This window comes from Rhizobium alarense, from assembly GCF_021555155.1.
GTDB lineage: Bacteria > Pseudomonadota > Alphaproteobacteria > Rhizobiales > Rhizobiaceae > Rhizobium_D > Rhizobium_D alarense.
In genome coordinates, this window is the sequence record NZ_JAKGBU010000037.1 from 29,084 (window position 1) to 46,644 (window position 17,561).

The window sequence follows — 17,561 nt, forward strand, 5'->3', positions numbered from 1 at the left end:
GCCGGCCGCCTTCATCCGGTCATAGATCGGGGTCGTCAGAAGCGGACGGGCTGCCGGCAGTTCCTCGTTCGGATAGCGGATCGAGAAGCGGCGGGAATAGTTCTCACGGACCTTGGCATTGGTATAGGCGAGCGTCGCGAAATCGCCGTAGCGCGCGACGTCCATTGCGAAGACATCGAAACCCGGATCGCCGTGGATCATCCAGTTGGCGAGCGCCAGGCCGACGCCGCCGCCCTGGCTGAAGCCCGCCATAACCGCGCAGGCCGACCAGAAATTCGTCATGCCGCGCACGGGGCCGACCAGCGGATTGCCGTCCGGCGAGAAGGTGAAGGGGCCGTTGATGACCTTTTTGATGCCCGCCCTGTTGAAGGCGGGAAAATGGCGAAAGCCGACTTCGAGCTCGGGCGTGATGCGCTCGATGTCTTCTTCGAGCAGTTCGTGGCCAAAGTCCCACGAGGTCGTCAGCGGCGACCAGGGCCGGCACGCCTTCTCGTAGGTGCCCATCAGCATGCCGTTGTGCTCCTGGCGCAGGTAGATCTCGCCGTCGAAATCGACGCAGTGCATCAGTTCCTTGCCGCGCGACCGGTTGAACTCGATGACCTCCGGCATGTCCTCGGTGATGAGATACATGTGCTCCATGGCGAGCACCGGCAGTTCGAGCCCGACCATGCGGCCGACCTCGCGCGCCCAGAGCCCGCCGCAGTTGACGACATGCTCGGCAACGATCTCGCCCTTGTTGGTGATGACCCGCCAGCTTCCATCCTCGCGCTGCACCAGATCCTCCACCCTGGTGTGGAGATAGATCTCGGCACCGTTCTTCTTTGCCGACTTCGCATAGGCATGGGTCGTGCCGTACGGGTCGAGATGCCCCTCGACCGGGTCGAACACCGCGCCGACGAACTGGTCGGGATCGAGAAGCGGCATCAGGTCGTGGGCTTCCTTCGGTGTCAGAAGTTCGGCTTCCAGTCCCATGTAGCGCCCCTTGGCGAGGATCGACTTCATCCAGTCGAATCGCTCCTTCGTGGCGGCGAGCATCATGCCGGAGGTCATGTGCAGCCCGATGTCCTGGCCGGAATAGTCCTGGATCTCCTTGTAGAGCTCGACGGTGTATTTCTGCAGCTTCGCGACGTTCGGGTCGCCGTTGATCGTGTGCATGCCACCGGCGGCGTGCCAGGTGGAACCCGAAGTCAGCTCGGAGCGCTCGACGAGGACCAGGTCCGTCCAGCCGAACTTCGTCAGGTGATAGAGCACCGAACATCCGACGACGCCTCCACCGATGACGACGACCCTGGCGTGGCTTTTCATGGGCGATCTCCGTGCCGGGCACGCCGCGGTGCCCTTCGTTGTGACGTGAAGCTGAATTCCGCGGCTGCGATGCCGGCTCGAACGCCCCGGCAGGAAGACATGATGCTAGTGCGAACCGGCAGGGGGTTAAAGCCACCGGAGCGAAGGCGGATGACGCGTTTCGGCCATAGGCCCCGCGGGCCCGTGCCGGCAGGCGGGCTGCGGCGCATGCGCGCGATCTCGTGTCATTTCTGCACTGCGACCGCTAAAATCCAGCGCGGAACAACAGCGCCGGTGTCGAAACGGTTGCTTTCATGAATCCGACTTAATAAAGCCATTGCGATTTCGGTATGCGTCAGCTGCGCGATCGAAGATCCGTCAAGGAGTACGCAAAACCAATGTCCCTCACCCACCTTCAGCGCCTTGAAGCTGAGGCCATCCACATCTTCCGCGAGGTTGCGGCGACCTTTGCCAATCCGGTCATGCTCTATTCGATCGGCAAGGATTCGTCGGTGATGCTGCATTTGGCCATGAAGGCCTTTTATCCGGCAAAGCCGCCATTCCCCTTCCTGCATGTCGATACGACCTGGAAGTTCCGGGAGATGACCGCGTTCCGTGATCGCATGGCCGCCGAACTCGGCATCGACCTGCTCGTCCATATCAATCCGGACGGCGTCGCGCAGAAGATCAGCCCCTTCACGCACGGCTCGAACGTGCACACCCACGTGATGAAGACGCTGGGGCTGCGTCAGGCGCTGGACAAGTACGGTTTCGACGCAGCCTTCGGCGGCGCGCGGCGCGACGAGGAGAAGTCGCGCGCGAAGGAGCGCATCTTCTCGTTCCGCAACAACCAGCACGCCTGGGATCCGAAGTCGCAGCGGCCCGAAATGTGGAAGACCTACAACACCCGCGTCGGCCCGGGCGAATCAATCCGGGTGTTCCCGCTGTCCAACTGGACGGAGCTCGACATCTGGCAGTACATCATGAAGGAGAACATCCCGATCGTGCCGCTCTACTTCGCCGCCAAGCGGCCGGTGGTGGAGCGCGACGGAATGCTCATCATGGTGGACGACGACCGCATGCCGCTCGAGAAGGACGAGAAGGTGGAGCAGCGTCTCGTACGCTTCCGCACCCTCGGCTGCTACCCGCTGACCGGCGCGATCGAATCCGACGCCGATACGCTGCAGGACATCGTGCGCGAGATGCTGACCGCGCGGACCTCCGAGCGCCAGGGCCGCCTCATCGACAAGGACGAGGCGGGCTCCATGGAAAAGAAGAAGCGTGAAGGATATTTCTGATGACTGCCGCCTTTAGCCAGGACGTTTCCGGCGACATGCTGGAGTACCTTGCGGACCAGGAGCAGAAATCGCTCCTGCGTTTCCTGACCTGCGGCTCCGTCGACGACGGCAAGTCAACGCTGATCGGCCGCCTGCTCTACGACACCAAGCTGATCTTCGAGGATCAGCTCGCCGCCCTGGAGCGCGACAGCGCCAAGCACGGCACGACGGGCGAGGACATCGACTTCGCCCTGCTCGTCGACGGGCTCGAAGCCGAGCGCGAGCAGGGCATCACCATCGATGTCGCCTACCGCTTCTTCGCCACCTCGAAGCGCAAGTTCATCGTCGCCGATACGCCCGGCCACGAGGAATATACCCGCAACATGGCGACCGGCGCCTCGACGGCCGATCTCGCCATCGTGCTCGTCGACAGCCGCCAGGGGATCCTGCGCCAGACCCGACGCCACTCCTTCATCGCCTCGCTGCTCGGCATCCGCCATATCGTGGTCGCGGTCAACAAGATCGACCTCGTCGACTTCGACCAGGCGGTCTTCGACAAGATCGTCGCCGACTACATGGATTTCGCCAAGGACCTCGGATTCAAGACGATTACGCCGATCCCCATGTCGGCCCGCTTCGGCGACAACGTGACGACGGCGTCGGAAAACATGCCGTGGTATGAGGGCAGGACGCTTCTCGAGCACCTCGAGACCGTGCCGGTCGAAAACGACTATCTTGAAAGGTCGTTCCGCCTGCCGGTGCAGCTGGTCACGCGCCCCAACCTGGATTTCCGCGGCTTTTCCGGCCAGGTCGCCTCCGGTCGGGTCTCGGTCGGTGACGAGGTGACCGTCGCCAAGTCCGGCCGGACCTCCCGCGTCAAGGAGATCGTGACCTGGGACGGCAACCTCGAAACGGCGGTCGAAGGCCAGGCCGTCACGATCGTGCTCGAGGACCAGCTCGAAGCCTCGCGTGGCAACATGCTCGTCTCGCCCGGCGACAGGCCGCACGTGGCCGACCAGTTCATGGCGCATGTCATCTGGTTCCATGCCGATGCGATGATGCCGGGTCGCAGCTATGTTCTGCGCACGGAGGCCGACAGCGTCAGTGCCACTATCACGACGCTCAAGTACCATATCGACATCAACACCTTCGCCCAGGAAGCGGCCAAGTCGCTGCATATGAACGAGGTCGGCGTCTGCAACATCTCGACGCAGTCGCCCATCGCCTTCGACAGCTACAGGGACAACCGCGTCACCGGAAACTTCGTGCTTATCGACCGCTTCACCAACCAGACGGTCGGGGCGGGCATGATCGACTTTCCGCTGCGCCGTTCCCAGAACGTGCACTGGCAGGCGCTCGACATCAACAAGGAGGCCCGCGCGACGCTGAAGCACCAGAAGCCGGCGGTGCTCTGGTTCACCGGCTATTCGGGCTCGGGCAAGTCGACGATTGCCAACACGGTCGAGAAGCTCCTCCATGCCAAGGGCCGCCACACGTTCATGCTCGACGGCGACAATATCCGCCACGGGCTCAACCGCGATCTCGGTTTCACCCAGGAGGATCGCGTCGAAAACATCCGTCGCGTGGCGGAGGTCGCCAAGCTGATGACGGAGGCCGGTCTCGTCGTGATCGTCTCCTTCATCTCGCCGTTCCGTTCGGAGCGGCAGATGGCGCGCGATCTCTTCGAGCCCGGCGAGTTCATCGAGGTCTTCGTGGATACGCCCCTCGACGAATGCGCCCGCCGCGACCCCAAGGGCCTCTACAAGAAGGCGATCGCCGGCGAAATCGACAACTTCACCGGCATCAGCTCACCCTACGAGTCGCCGGAGAGCCCGGAAATCCACCTGCATACGATCGGCCACGAGCCCGTCGAACTAGCGATCCAGATCGAAACCTTCCTGAACGGCCAGTAAAGGCGCCGGACAGGCAGCATCGGAGGGCGATGCCGGAGCCGGCATCGCGACGGCACGCATGAAAGATCTTATCGAAACATTCGAGGAAGCGGCGATCGCGGCGGGCAAGGCGATCCTCGAGGTCTATGAGTCCGGCCCGAACGTGGCGCTGAAGGACGACCAGTCGCCCGTGACGGAGGCCGACGAACGGGCGGAAGCGATCATCCTTCGCCTGCTCGCCGAACGCTTCCCGGAAATCCCGGTCGTTGCCGAGGAATCGGTGGCGGCAGGGCGCGTTCCCACCATCGGCACCGGGCCGTTTTTCCTGGTGGACCCGCTCGACGGCACGAAGGAATTCATCAACCGGCGCAACGATTTCACAGTCAACATCGCCCTCATCGAAAACGGTGCGCCCGTTGCCGGCATCGTCTATGCCCCGGCACGGGGGGTCGCCTATACCGCCAGCCGCGGCCGGGCCTTCAAGTTCGAGGTCACGTCCGGCTTCGCGATCGCAAACCGGACGCCGATCACCTGCCGCCGACGGCCTGCCTCCATGACCGCGGTTGCGAGCCGTTCTCACAACAGCCCGGAAACCCTCGCTTTCCTGGAGCGGCACGGCGTCACCGACTGCACCTCCGTCGGCTCCTCGCTGAAGTTCTGCCTGGTCGCGGAAGGGACCGCCGACGTCTATCCCCGCTTCGGCCGGACCATGGAATGGGATACCGCCGCGGGTGATGCCATTTTGCGGGCCGCCGGCGGCCAGGTGACGACGGTTGACGGCAGGCCCTTCGTCTACGGCAAGGTCGACCAGAAGAGCGACAGCGACTTCGCGAATATGAATTTCATCGGTTGGGGATCGGCCGAGGACCAGTCGGCGTCATAAATCCACCGCATTAAAGGGGGAAACGGCATCCGAAGCGCCCCCGTCCCGCCCCGTGCCGACGAGGATCGGCGACGGACTGCTTGTGCACCGCCGCAACTTACAATAAACTGCGCGCGGAACAGGCACTGGATGCCCAATGATGCGCGACTTTACGAGTGGATCCGACGTGAAGAACGACAATCTTACATCATCGCCGGAACTCCTTCGTCCCGAACCGCCCGTTTCCGATCCCCGCAGCAATCTTCTCGACATGGCGAAGGAGCGCGCCGCACGGCGCGCCGAACGCCAGAAGCGGAAGCTCATGCGGCAGGCAACGCAGAACGAAGGTGGTCGCCGCAGCGAACTGGACGAGGACGACGACGCACAGATCCTCGGGCGACGCAAGCCGACTGGAAACACGACCGCCAAATCGATGCTCGAACTGCCGAAGATGCAGAAGAAGCGCAATCGGCACCCGATCGCGCTCCTCTTCTTCGCTCTTGCCGTCGTCCTGCCGTCCCTTGCGACCGCCTTCTACTTTGCCCTCATCGCAACGCCGCAATACGAGGTGGAAGCACAGTTTGCGGTTCGCGGCGCCACGCAGAACACGGCCACGGCCCTCGGCCTGACGGCGCTGGTTGGAACATCGGTGCAGACGGGCGATTCCTACATCGTCGCCGACTACATCCAGTCCCTGCAGATACTTGAAGATCTGCGCGACAAGGCCGGCGTCGATGTGCGCGAAATGTACGCGCGCAACAATATAGACTTCTTCTACCGGCAGACGACGGACCGTCCGTTCGATGAATTCGTATCCTACTGGCGCGACATGGTGCAGGTCAGCTTCAACTCCACCACCGGAAACGTGACGCTGCAGGTCTATGCCTTCTCGCCGACCGACGCCAAGTTGATCGCAGACGGTATCCTGAAAGTCTCCGAACGCCTCGTCAACACGCTGTCGGAAGACTCCCGCAGCCAGATCATCGGCGTCGCGAACCAGCAGGTGGCGCGCGCCGAGGTGCGGCTGCAAAAAGTCAGAACGGAACTCGATGACTTGCGCCAGCGCGAACAGGCCATCGATCCTCAGGCGCTTGCAACGCTCGAATCTCAGATCATCGGCAGCCTCGAGCGCGACATCGCCAGCATGAAGACGCGATATAAGGCGCTGCTCGATACCGTCAATGCTGACGCACCCTCGGCTCGGGTGCTGGAACGGCAGATCGCAGCTGCGGAAGCACAGCTGACCGAGCAGAAGACGCGCGTCGGTACGGGAACCACACCGAAGACCGATCGGCGCGGCGCTGCGGAAGCCCGCAATATTTCCGAACTCATGAATCAGTTCAGCGCTCTGACCCTCGAGCAGGAATTCGCAACCAAGGCCTACATGGCGACGCTTGCCTCGCTCGAAACCGCCGTTCAGGATGCGCAGAAGCTCGATCGTTACTTCGCGATCTATGTGCGTCCCAGCAGTCCCGAGGTTGCCCTCTACCCCAAGCGGCTGCAGACGACCCTCATGCTGGTCGCGGCCTTCCTCGCAATCTGGCTGATCGGGTATTTCTGTTTCCGGTCGATCAAGGATCACGCGATCTGACGCGCGATCTCGTGTCGCTTCTGAGCGTGTCTTGAGCCCATGGAATATGTCGAAAAAGGTTTCCGTTACGCACTCTCGGAAAACATCCGGATCGTCACCACGCTCGTCATCCGGAATGCGCTGACGCGCTTCGGAGACGGGCCGATGGGCATTTTCTGGGCGCTCGCGGAGCCGGGCGCGATGATCGGCATCTATCTTCTCATGCACGGCGTGATTCGGGCCGCCATCCCCTTCGGCGACAACGCGATTCTGTTCTTTCTGACCGGCATTCTGGCGTTTCGGATGACTCGGGCGATCTCGGCCAAGACCGAAGGTGCGATCTCGCAGAATCAATCCATGCTGACGTTTCCCCTGATACGCCCGCTCGACACGGTCGTGGCGGCTTTCCTGTTCGAACTCATTCTCTGGGCCGTCATCAGCACGATTTTCATCACGTTCGTAACCGTTTATCTCGACCGATCAGTGATCGTATATCCGCTCGAATTCACGGCGTGCCTGATATCGATCATCTATTTCGCGTTCGCGTTCGGCGTCTTCAACGCAACGTTCGGCGTTATCGTGCCGCTTTGGAAAACAATCCTGGGCATGTTGGGCCTGCCGCTGATGATCGCATCCGGAATTCTTTTCGTGCCATCCTCGATGCCGCCGGAATTCATCACGATCATCTGGTGGAATCCGTTCCTGCACTGCGTCGAATGGTTCCGGTCGACCACCTATCTCGACTATCATACGGTTCTCAGCAAAACCTATCTCTGGTCCGTCTCGACGATCCTGCTGACCACGGGGCTGGCGCTGGAGCGATTGTTCCGCAACCGGATCATCAACGAATGATCATCTTCGAAAACGTCTCGAAAGCCTTTCCGAAGCCGGGCGGCGGCAAGAAGGTCATCCTGAGAAATTTCACGGCGGCTTTCCGGCCGGGTGTGAACATCGGGATCCTCGGCCGGAACGGCGCCGGCAAGTCGACCCTGATGAACCTGATCGCCGGCGGCGACATGCCGGATCGTGGCCGCATCATCCGTGATGGCCGCATCTCCTGGCCGCTGGGTTTCAAGGGTGGATTGCTGGGGAAGCTCACGGGCAACCAGAACTGCCAGCTCATTGCCGACATCTACGGCAAGGACCGTCGCGCAGTCGTGGACTTCGTCGCGGACTTTTCGGAACTCGGCACCTATCTCGACACTCCGGTAAAGACCTACTCTGCCGGCATGAAGGCACGGCTCGCCTTCGGCATCTGCATGGCGATCGATTTCGAATACTATCTGATCGACGAGGTGATCGCCGTCGGAGACTCGACATTCAAGAAGAAGAGCAAGGCGGTTTTCGAGGATCGCCGGGAGAATTCGACCTTGCTCCTCGTCTCTCACTCGTCCTCGCTGTTGCGCGCATTCTGCGACATCGGTGGCGTGCTCGAAAATGGGGAGCTTACCTTCTACGACGACATCGAGGAGGCGATCGAGGTCCACGAAGACAATCTGAAACGCGGCCTGCGCGGCAACGCTCAATAGCACGGAACCGCATGCTGTCCGCGCGCTGTGCCGCGTGGCTCCTCCAGCAGCCCGCTGCCGATCCATTGCGCCGCCGGCTTCCTCGTTTTCCCCGCCCATAGCGCGCACCCTATCCTTGAAGCAGTTGGAGCCCGAGGCGCTCTGCACCGCATGAAAGGATGCGAAATGGACGAAACTCCCGCGCTTGCGCTTCCCTATATCCTGCCTGCACAGGCCCAAAAGCACGTGACGCACAACGAGGCCCTCGACATTCTCGACGCGACGGTTCAACTGGCCATCGACGGCGTACTGAACGATCCGCCGGCGGCGGCGGACGACGGCGCGACCTACGGCATCGGCGATGCGCCGGTTGACGGCTGGGCGGACCATCCCGGCGCACTCGCGCGCCGGAGGGACGGCGTCTGGCAGTTCGTCCAGCCGCGGCACGGCTGGATTGCCTGGGATCGGGCGCAGCAGCGCCTCCTCATTCATGACGGCCTGGCCTGGTCGCCGTTCGGGATCGTCGGCAGCGTGCCGCGCCTCGGCGTCGGCACCGGCGCGGATGATACGAACCGCCTTGCGGTCGGCGCGCCCTCGAGCCTCTTCACCCACGCGGGCGACGACCACCGCATGAAGATCAACAAGGCATCGGCGGCGAATACGGCCTCCCTGCTCTTCCAGTCGAACTGGAGCGGCCGCGCGGAAATGGGGCTCGCCGGCACGGACGGGTTCAGTCTTCGCGTCAGCCCCGACGGAGCAAGCTGGTCCGACGCGCTGACGGTGTCGGCGAGCGGCTTCGTGGCGACCCCGGCGCGCCCCGTCGCGCATGTCCATCTGGATGCGGCCAGCTACGCGCCGTCAGACGGCGGGCGAACGGGATTCGACAGCTGGACGGTGCTTGCGGGCGGCTTCGAGCTCGGACCAACCACGGACCTTGTCGCGGGGCAGCGGTTGCTGGTGCCGGAAACCGGTCTCTATCTCCTGGTGCTTTCGGTCGTTGCCACGACCAGCGCTGCCTTCGGCATATCGATCCTGCGCAACGGCTCGGTCACACTCGCAAGCATCGGGACATCTGCCGCGCAGACGATCGGCCGCAAGAGCACGATAGCGACCCTTGCGGTACTGGATGCAGGCGACTGGATCGTGCTCGACCATGAGGGAACTGCCGGCCTGTCTTTCGGCGCGGATGCCACCAGCCTCGGCATTGCTGCATTTGGGTAAGTGAGGTGGCCGCGCATTTCGCGCCGTGCCCCCAATTGCGGCCGGTCAGACGGCGGCGCCGCCCTGCAGATCCTGCCGGAACGAGCCGGCGACGACGACGGCGCCGTCCGCGGTGGGCCGGGGCGTGCTCGCACGCTCTCGTACCGCAGCCTGCAGCTTCGCGAGCAGCGCATTCGCCGCGGCCTCCATGCCCTCATAGGCGTAGAAGTCGCCCGCCTCGAGACAATTGTCCTTGACCCAGGCGAGGTAGGTCTTGCGCAGCTCCGCCGGCGCCACCTTGTCGCGGGTCCAGAAGCTGTCGAGGTCGATGCCCTTGGTGATGCAATAGGCGAGCTCGGGATGGCGGTACAGCGCCTGGCCCATGACGGCAAGCGGAATTCCATGGAAGATCGCGGACAGGCCGGACGTGCTGTTGATCGTCACCATGCCTGCCGCATGACGGGTCAGAAGGCCGAGCGAACCGCCGTCGAGGATGTGAACGCGGTCGGCCACGTCGTTCAGCAGGCTGACCTGACGAATGAACTGCCAGTCGCGGCTGTGGCCACGCTCCATGGGATGGATCTTGAAGACGAGCTGGTAACCGGGCGGCGCGTTGCGCGCAAAGGAGACGATCGACTTCAGGATGAGTTTCTGATTGTTCCAGCTGCCCGCGGCGCGACCGAGCTGGCTGTCATCGTGCACCTGCAGCGGGATCACGAAATACTTGTGATCGTGGTGCTCCAACAGCTTTTCGATGCTCCGGTAGTTGTCTGCGAGGTTGCGAAACTTCCGGTAATAGTTCTTGAACCAGTAGAAGGCCTCGGAGGCGAGCGCCCGCTTCTGCTTGTGGAACAGACGCCGTTCGCCGACCGTGGAAAAGAGGCCGCGCAGAGAGAAATACAGAAATGCGTAACTCGCCATCGCGCCGAAGGAACTCGGATAGGAAACGACCTTGCGCTCGGCCTCGCTCGCGACGAATTCCTCCGGCGGCAGCTTTCCGGCAATGGGCGAGCGCCAGTTGTTGCCGCTGAACTCCATCGTAACGTAGCCGGGCCTGATATAGCCCTCTTCCAGACAGATGACGGGAATGCCCTTCCTCTCGCATTGCGCACTGGCGATGCGATGGATCTCACGCTCGCAGCCGAACAGCACGACAAAGTCGAAACCGTGTTCGGCGACCATCTCGGAAAACCAGGTTTCCCAGGCGTCGAGCGTGCCGGAGAAATTGAGATTCTTGTCCTTGGCGGTGAAGATCCTGTCACCGGCATTGAAGGACACTCGCCAGGCATCGAACCCATTGCTGTTCAACAGAGCCTGAACCTTGCGGAAGAACGGGCCGACCGGCCCCTGCAGCAACAGCACGCGGGGCGCATTCTTCGACGGGAAGGGTCTGTTGAAACGACGCCGCAGGTTCAGATAGACCAGAGGCGAGGACCGGCCTCCGGCGGCCTGCTTCGTTTCAGCCGCCGTACCGCGTGCGCGAGCCATAGTATCCTTGTTTTCGGTCATGATGCTCTGGCATATCGGGAATCTGATCGGACCCGGTCTTTGCATAAGCCTTAGGCAGAATCAACCGATCTCCGGCGTCCTCGCCCGCTCCGCCCGTCAATAATTCTTAAAGCGTGACATCTTTGCCAGCGAGCGAGACGATCACCGTCGGCCCCCGACGGTGGCCCCGCGCACCGTCATCCGAGCCGTCGATCCCGGACCGCCACGGCCATCCTGTTGACGACGCGTGCAACGGAATCGCCGAGGCGGGCGGTGATGATGCGGTTCCGCGGCTGCGCCGCCGCGATATCGGCGACGAGATCCTCCGGACGGCACGGCAGGCGGCTCACCGGGTGGACATAGAGCGGATAGGCGATGAGGGTAGCCGCGACCAACGTATCCATATCGACCGCCACGTTGCGACGCGCTATCGGATGACGGTCCTCCGTCAGCCCCCAACCGGCATAGAACGGCATGCCATGCACGCCGACCGCCTTGCCCCGGATCAGCGCTTCGAAACCGGTGAGCGACGTCATGGTTTCGATCCGGTCGGCCCAGCCGATCCAGTGCATGATATCGCCGGTGCGCACGATCTCGTCGGCTGCATCGGGGACCTGTCCGCCGGACCTTACACCGGAGGTAACGTCCGGATGCTCCTTGTAGACAAGAAACGCATCCGGGTAGAGCACGCGCACCGCCCGAACGAGGTCCGCATTCGTCTTGATCCACGGAGACCCGAAGCGGATCGAGGCATCCTTCTCGACCTGGCCGGGCACCAGAATTTTCAGCCGGCCGGCCTCGACCTGCGGCAGGTCCACCGCAGCGCCGACATTGTATTTGCTGACGCCGCGCTCGATGATCTGCTGCCTCAACGCCGCGGCGCGCCGTCGAAGCCCTGCATCGAACGCCCGGCCGGCAATCAGCGCCTCCAGCCGGCTCTCGCCACGCGCGTCGTAGTAGACGTGTTCGCCGTCGAAGACCACCGAGGACGGCATGGCGAGATCGACGCCGAGACCGCGCGACCGGATGAAACCGTCTTCGATGCGGAAGCCGGACGCCTGCCGCGGCAGCGGACGGTCCGACCCCCAGATCGCCACAGCGGCGCCGTTCGCCGTTGCCTCGCGCTCCGCCTCGGCAAGGTCGCGGCAATGGATCGGCTCCCCCTGCATGCCAACCAGGAAAGGTGCCAGCGCGCGGCGCTTCCAGGGCGAAAGGCCACCTGTGTAGACTTTCGCCTCGAGCCGCGCCCGTTGATCGCGAACCGTCAGCATCTGCTCCACCGCACGCTCGAGCGAACAGGGCGTGCGGTCGTGCAGGTCCAGATAGCGGCTGTACCTCAGAAAGGCGCCGGCAAAGATCTCTTCAACCGTCAGCGGCGCGCGCGGCTTTGGTGCGGCAACCCAATCGGTTGTGACGCCGCGGCCGGAATAGTAGGTGACGCCGAAGCAGTGCACCGGCCGCCCCGCCATCAGCGCCTCGAAACCGAGCTGGCTCGACACCGTATAGACGCACTCGGCCTCTTCCAGGAGAGGCCAGGGGTTCATCCGCGGCGGCACGACGATCTCGATGCCGGCGTCGCGCGCGGCGCGGCGCAGGAGGCTGCGATCGCCGGCCGCCGGATGGGTGCGCACGACGAGCGTGGATGCGGGATGCGCCTTCATCGCTTGTCTCAGCATCCCGGCAAAGCTCTCGTGCGAAGCAAGGGCACCCGGGATCGAGGCATCGCCGGCCACCTGGTCTACCAGCAGCACATAGGGCCGACCCTGCGGTATGCCCGCCTCGCGCAGTCCGACGAGGGGACTGTTGTTGTATTTGGAAAGACGGTTGGCGCGCAGCACACCGATCATCTCGGACGCGCGGGCGAGGTCGTCCTGTGTCACCGGAGCGGCAAGCACATCATCGATGTCACTTCCGCCGCGCGCGTCGAAATAAATTCCCCTTCGGTCGACGACGAAGGAATGGGATGGCTCGCCCGCGCCGGGCGAAAAGCCTTTCAGGAAGCCGTCCTCCAGCAGGATCCTCTCCTTGCCGAAGAGGCCGGCCAACCTCGCCGCGCGGAGACCGGAGGGCCTCTGCCCCCACCCGATAAAACCATCGATGCGAAAAGGGTCGGCCAGCGGCCAGAGGACGACGCGCGCGCCGAGAACGGTCTCTATGTCCGAGCGGATGCGCCAGAGGACGAGCGACATCACTGCGTAGGTCCTGGACATCTCTTTCGTCACGCTCTTCCCGTCATCATCCATGCCTGCATGCGGGTCACTCCGTTGCCTTTGCACAAGGATGACGGCGAGGACGCCGGCACAAGCCGCGAGGACGCACCGCGACGCGGAGCGTCAGGTGTCGCAAGCCTACACCTGCGACCCGGCCGACGCTATTCCGTGACGCGATGGATGTTGTAGGCGGTCGTGCTGCCGCCATTGATGATCTGGATGAACTTCTGGAAGTCCGTCGCCGGGTGGCGCGCGAGGTAGATCACGTCGCGATGCCGTATGGGGAAGGACTGCGCGACGATGTAGCTCTGCGTCTCTGCGAGGTCCAGGCGATAGACGATCGGATACCGGCCCTGCTCGTCCGGCGCCAGCCCGCGCGACAGGAGATCGCGGAAGCGGTCCTCGCCGACAACCTGCCGGTAGACGCTCTCATACTCGTAGCGGAAGACGAAATATCCGCCCGGATCGGCGGTGGAGAAGTTGCCGCCGCCCGCGAGCGCCGCTGCCTCCACCAGGCTGAGGCTTGCCCCTGCAAACTCAATCTTGCCGCTCTTGGAGGTCTGGCCGAGCGCCGAGAAGGTCTGCGGATCGAAGGTGACGTAAATCTGATCGTCCGGCTTGACGATGATGTCTTCCTTCGGGTTCTCGACCAGCGACTGGAGCAGGATCGTTCCCGTGCGACCGCCACGCTTCAAGGTGACATAGGTATCGTATGGCGGCTTGTTCGGCCCGCCGGCGCTCGCCAGCACTTCGCTGAGATGCTGGGCATTGAGACCTAGCGGCACGATCGAGGCCTTGCGCACGTCGCCAAGCACCGAAACGGTTCGCGATTGATTGCCGGCCAAGGTGACGATCACATCCGGTTCGACCGCTTTTGCCTTCAGCGCCTCGACGATCGTGTCGCGCGCCGAATCGAGGGTCATGCCGGCGAAACGCACGGAACCGACATAGGGAATCTGGCCGCGACCGTCCGGCTGGACGACGACGGGAATGTCGGTCGACTTGCGTTCCGCCGTCGAGAACAGCCCGTCGGGGCCTGCTTCGAAGATCGTGACACGCAATTCGTCGCCGACGCCGATCACGGGCACGCCGCCGGCGCCGCCGAATCCGAAGGTGCGCGACAGGCTGGGACGCCCAAGTGCCGTAACACCGTTGGCAACGCGCTGGTCGATATCGACCACGTCGAAGACGAGCTTGGTCTTCGGGATTTCATAGGACTTGCCGCCCGCTCCTGCGGCGATGACTTCGTGCGTCAAAGGGCCGTCGTTGGGAACGAGGCAACCGGAAAGCGTCAAAAGCGCCGTTCCGAGAAACAGCCGCATCACCGACCGCGCGAGCCCCGTGTGCGTCCCGCCGATGCCATCAGTCTTCAACATCACAATGCAATTCTCCGAAGCGCAATGCCAGTCCGCATCACGCCCAATTCAGACGCCGGCCCGCACCCATCAATGTCGCAGATGCAGAAGCGCAATGTCTCACCATCGTCCAAGCGAAGACAGCCGCACGGTCTCTTCGCTCTCCCAACATGGAGCAAATCCCTTGCACATTCGTTACGGCAAGAAAAGATGATTTCTGAAGGGCCGGTCACAAAACCCTTCTCCTTCAAAGGTTTTTTCCTCAGGTGCGGCAAAAAGGCTCCAACCGGCGAAAGCGTCGGACCTGTCGCCACCGTCACCGTCACGGCGCCGCAACGTGACCGCCGTCCTTGGATCTTCCGCAGTCAAAAACCTCGAAAATCCACGAATACCCCCAGAAATCCGAATTTTAAACCGGAGCAAAGTGTGACACTTTATCCGGCCATATGCACCCATATGCACAGCTTCGAGGTTTGCATGGACAACGGACTGGACGTGCCCGCCCTATCGAATCACCGAGAACGGGAAATCCTGGAGGAACTGCGCCTTGCGGGCGGCTCCAGCCGGATCCAGTTTCTTGCAGAGCGTCTGCATGTCTCGGAAGAAACCATCCGGCGAAACATCAAGACCCTCGAGGCAAACGGCCTCGTCACGAAGGTGCACGGCGGTGTGCATATGTCAAAGGGCTCGATCGAGCCGCCGCTCCACTTCCGCATGGGCGAGAACGCCGAGGCCAAGCGCATCATTGCGGCGAAGGTGGCGACCCTCATCGAAAACGGCGACGCGCTCTTCCTCGACATCGGCTCGACAACGGCCTTCATCGCCGTCGCACTGCAAAAGCACCGCGAACTCTTCATCGTGACCAATTCCCTGTCGGTGGCGCATGCGCTGGCGACGCGAAACAACAACCGCATCTTCTTCGCCGGCGGCGAACTTCGCCGTCACGATGGGGGGGCCTTCGGCGCCGAAGCCGTGAGCTTCGTCGAGCGCTTCAACGTCCAGCACGCCATCTTGTCGGTCACCGCGATCAATGCCCAATCCGGCTTCATGATCCAGGACATGCAGGAGGCCGAGATGTCGCGTGCCGTCGCGCACCATGCGCAGAACCGGATCATCGTCGCCGATTCGCGGAAATTCGGGCGGATCGCACCGATCACCATCGCCGAGCCGCAGACCTACAATATGCTGGTGACCGACGCAGAGCCGCCGGAGGACATCCGTGCAATGCTGGCGGCCAACAATATCGAAGTGCATATAGCCGACGCCCGGAACTCTTAGGCCGCAGGCAGCACAAGGCCCGGCAAGACGCGTACTACGCCACTGCGGAAAGCGCGGCGACGCAATCCTGAGAAACGCCCAGGGAGACTGCCGCCGTATCGTGCACATGCACGGCCAGGCCGCGCCGGCGCCATGCGAGGGCCATCTCCGAAACGGCCGCGTCGTCGCCCTCGACGAGGTGAACGAGCGTGCATGCCGATGCCGGCAGGTCCGACGTCGCGCAACCGTCGCGGTGAACGACCGAACGTTCCGCCTCCCGACGACCGAGCTCGAGGATCACGGCCGGAACGCGCCCGTCATGAAGAATGCGGTCAGCCGACTGCAGCAACCGCACCACCCGCATCGACAGCAACTCGGGATCCCGGCTCCGCAGGCGCACGACATGCATCTGCCGGTCCTCCCCGGCTCCGGCGCCGCTCCGCAACAGGCTCTCGAACGCCTCTGCCGTGAGCACGTCACCGGACGAAAACGCGCGCGCGACGAACATTTCCCAGAAACGGCGGCGCGACGAGCCCGGCTGGAATGCCCGATTGACGGTCTCGCGCAGCCGCTGCGCCAGTGCCGCCCATTGCGGCAGGCTGGCCGGCAGCACCGACTCCACCTGCCGGCGGATCGCCTGGGCGAGCACCGGCGCCGCGCCGTCGGTCGAAATACCGATGACGACGGGCGAACGGTTGACGATGGCGCCGAACTGGAACTGGCAGAAGGCAGGCTTGTCGACGACGTTCACGGGCACACCCGCGTCAACGGCCATCCGGTGGAACCGTTCTGCTTCCTCGTCGTCCCCGCAGTCGCCGACGGCCATGGCAAATCCGGGAAAGTAGGCATCGTGCCACGAGCAGTCATGGTGGACGAAGCTCCCTTCGGGGAGGGCCGCCTGGCGGATCAACAGGGCGGCCATGATCGCTCCGACCTCGGACGCGGGGGCAAAGACATGGACTTCCGCGCCGCATGCCGCGAGAAGTTCCGCCTTCCAGGCGGCACCGTCCGAACCGCCCGCGAGCAGCACCGGACGGCCGTCGAGCGCCCAGAAGACAGGAAGCTTGGCAAGCCGCCCGATGCGGGCGGTGTATGAAGCGGCGACGTCACTCCGCCGCGGCGACATGAAGCCCATTGAGGATTCCCCTGATCTCGGCGCGGCAGGAGCCGCAATTGGTTCCGGCCTTCAGCACCTCGCCGACCGCCTCGATCGTGCGGCAGCCCTTCGCAGCGGCGGCGACGATCTGGTTGACGCCGACGGAGAAGCAGGCGCAGACCGTGGCGCCCGGATCCGGCTGGTCGGCACCGGGCCTGCCGGCAACGACCGCAAAGCGTTTGCGGCCGTTGCCATGCGGTTCCGTCAACTGGCCGACGGCCCAGTTTCGCGACACTGCGACGGGTTCGCGGGCAATGAACAGCGCCGCGACAAGCCGATCGCCCTCGAAGAAGGCAAGCCGTCGGTCCCCCGTTTCCCTGTCGGCATAACCGAGCGCTTCGACCGTGTCGGCCATCCGGCCTGCCGCGCGGCACCAGGCCATCCAGTCGCCCGGCTCGACGCCGAATGCCAGTTCCGTGCGCCATCCGCCCTCGGCCCGGGCGACGGCCCAGTAGGACGCATCGGACACATCGGGCCGCTCCGCCCAGACCGCGAAACCATA

At 63.5% G+C, this 17,561-nt stretch carries 14 protein-coding genes; 8 read left to right on the forward strand and 6 right to left on the reverse strand.

Features of this window, described 5'->3' with window-relative positions; all coding sequences use genetic code 11:
- Positions 1–1,305 (reverse strand): FAD-dependent oxidoreductase (locus LXM94_RS13265; RefSeq protein ID WP_235771944.1); only part of this gene is annotated, 1,305 nt, incomplete at its 3' end.
- A gap of 329 nt (positions 1,306–1,634) precedes the next feature.
- On the opposite strand from LXM94_RS13265, the gene cysD reads away from it, so the two are divergent.
- The 7 genes from cysD (at position 1,635) to LXM94_RS13300 (ending at position 9,614) form a co-directional block, all read left to right on the forward strand.
- Entirely contained in the window at positions 1,635–2,582 is a 948-nt protein-coding gene (cysD, locus tag LXM94_RS13270) for a sulfate adenylyltransferase subunit CysD (protein ID WP_268965116.1), read from the forward strand.
- A complete protein-coding gene (gene nodQ, locus LXM94_RS13275) occupies positions 2,582–4,474 on the forward strand; it encodes a bifunctional sulfate adenylyltransferase/adenylyl-sulfate kinase NodQ (RefSeq protein WP_235771946.1) in 1,893 nt (630 codons plus the stop codon). Before cysD ends, nodQ begins: the two co-directional genes overlap by 1 nt.
- A 58-nt stretch (positions 4,475–4,532) precedes the next feature.
- Positions 4,533–5,336 carry a 3'(2'),5'-bisphosphate nucleotidase CysQ gene (gene cysQ / locus LXM94_RS13280; protein ID WP_235771947.1) on the forward strand — a complete coding sequence of 268 codons (804 nt, stop codon included), beginning with the start codon at positions 4,533–4,535 and terminating at the stop codon, positions 5,334–5,336.
- 139 nt (positions 5,337–5,475) lie between these two features.
- The gene (locus tag LXM94_RS13285; protein WP_235771948.1) at positions 5,476–6,906 is read left to right on the forward strand and encodes a hypothetical protein; all 1,431 of its coding nucleotides are present in this window, start codon (positions 5,476–5,478) and stop codon (positions 6,904–6,906) included.
- A 39-nt stretch (positions 6,907–6,945) separates the two neighbouring features.
- Complete coding sequence (locus tag LXM94_RS13290) at positions 6,946–7,737, forward strand: ABC transporter permease (protein WP_235771949.1); 792 nt, start codon at positions 6,946–6,948, stop codon at positions 7,735–7,737.
- Positions 7,734–8,414, forward strand: a complete 681-nt coding sequence (locus LXM94_RS13295) for an ABC transporter ATP-binding protein (RefSeq protein ID WP_235771950.1) — start codon at positions 7,734–7,736, stop codon at positions 8,412–8,414. The genes LXM94_RS13290 and LXM94_RS13295 overlap by 4 nt, the downstream gene beginning before the upstream one ends.
- Before the next feature lie 165 nt (positions 8,415–8,579).
- Positions 8,580–9,614 (forward strand): DUF2793 domain-containing protein, encoded by a 1,035-nt coding sequence (locus LXM94_RS13300; protein WP_235771951.1) that lies wholly within the window; start codon positions 8,580–8,582, stop codon positions 9,612–9,614.
- A gap of 45 nt (positions 9,615–9,659) precedes the next feature.
- Here the strand turns inward: LXM94_RS13300 and LXM94_RS13305 are convergent, their stop codons facing one another.
- The 3 genes from LXM94_RS13305 to LXM94_RS13315 all read right to left on the reverse strand — a co-directional run bounded on the left by LXM94_RS13305 (position 9,660) and on the right by LXM94_RS13315 (position 14,667).
- The gene (locus tag LXM94_RS13305; RefSeq protein WP_235771952.1) at positions 9,660–11,081 is read right to left on the reverse strand and encodes a capsular polysaccharide export protein, LipB/KpsS family; all 1,422 of its coding nucleotides are present in this window, start codon (positions 11,079–11,081) and stop codon (positions 9,660–9,662) included.
- A gap of 197 nt (positions 11,082–11,278) precedes the next feature.
- A complete protein-coding gene (locus LXM94_RS13310) occupies positions 11,279–13,291 on the reverse strand; it encodes a capsular polysaccharide biosynthesis protein (RefSeq protein WP_235771953.1) in 2,013 nt (670 codons plus the stop codon).
- Positions 13,292–13,452: 161 nt separating this feature from the next.
- A complete protein-coding gene (locus LXM94_RS13315; RefSeq protein ID WP_235771954.1) occupies positions 13,453–14,667 on the reverse strand; it encodes a polysaccharide biosynthesis/export family protein in 1,215 nt (404 codons plus the stop codon).
- An 81-nt stretch (positions 14,668–14,748) separates the two neighbouring features.
- Between LXM94_RS13315 and LXM94_RS13320 the strand changes: the two genes are divergently transcribed.
- Positions 14,749–15,924 (forward strand): DeoR/GlpR family DNA-binding transcription regulator, encoded by a 1,176-nt coding sequence (locus LXM94_RS13320; protein WP_235771955.1) that lies wholly within the window; start codon positions 14,749–14,751, stop codon positions 15,922–15,924.
- Positions 15,925–15,958: 34 nt separating this feature from the next.
- On the opposite strand, the gene LXM94_RS13325 is transcribed toward LXM94_RS13320, so the two are convergent.
- Together LXM94_RS13325 and LXM94_RS13330 are read right to left on the reverse strand one after the other, a co-directional pair.
- A complete protein-coding gene (locus tag LXM94_RS13325; protein WP_235771956.1) occupies positions 15,959–17,038 on the reverse strand; it encodes an NAD(P)-dependent oxidoreductase in 1,080 nt (359 codons plus the stop codon).
- Positions 17,010–17,561: (2Fe-2S)-binding protein (locus tag LXM94_RS13330; RefSeq protein WP_235771957.1), on the reverse strand; the 552-nt coding region annotated here is incomplete at its 5' end. The genes LXM94_RS13330 and LXM94_RS13325, both read right to left, overlap by 29 nt.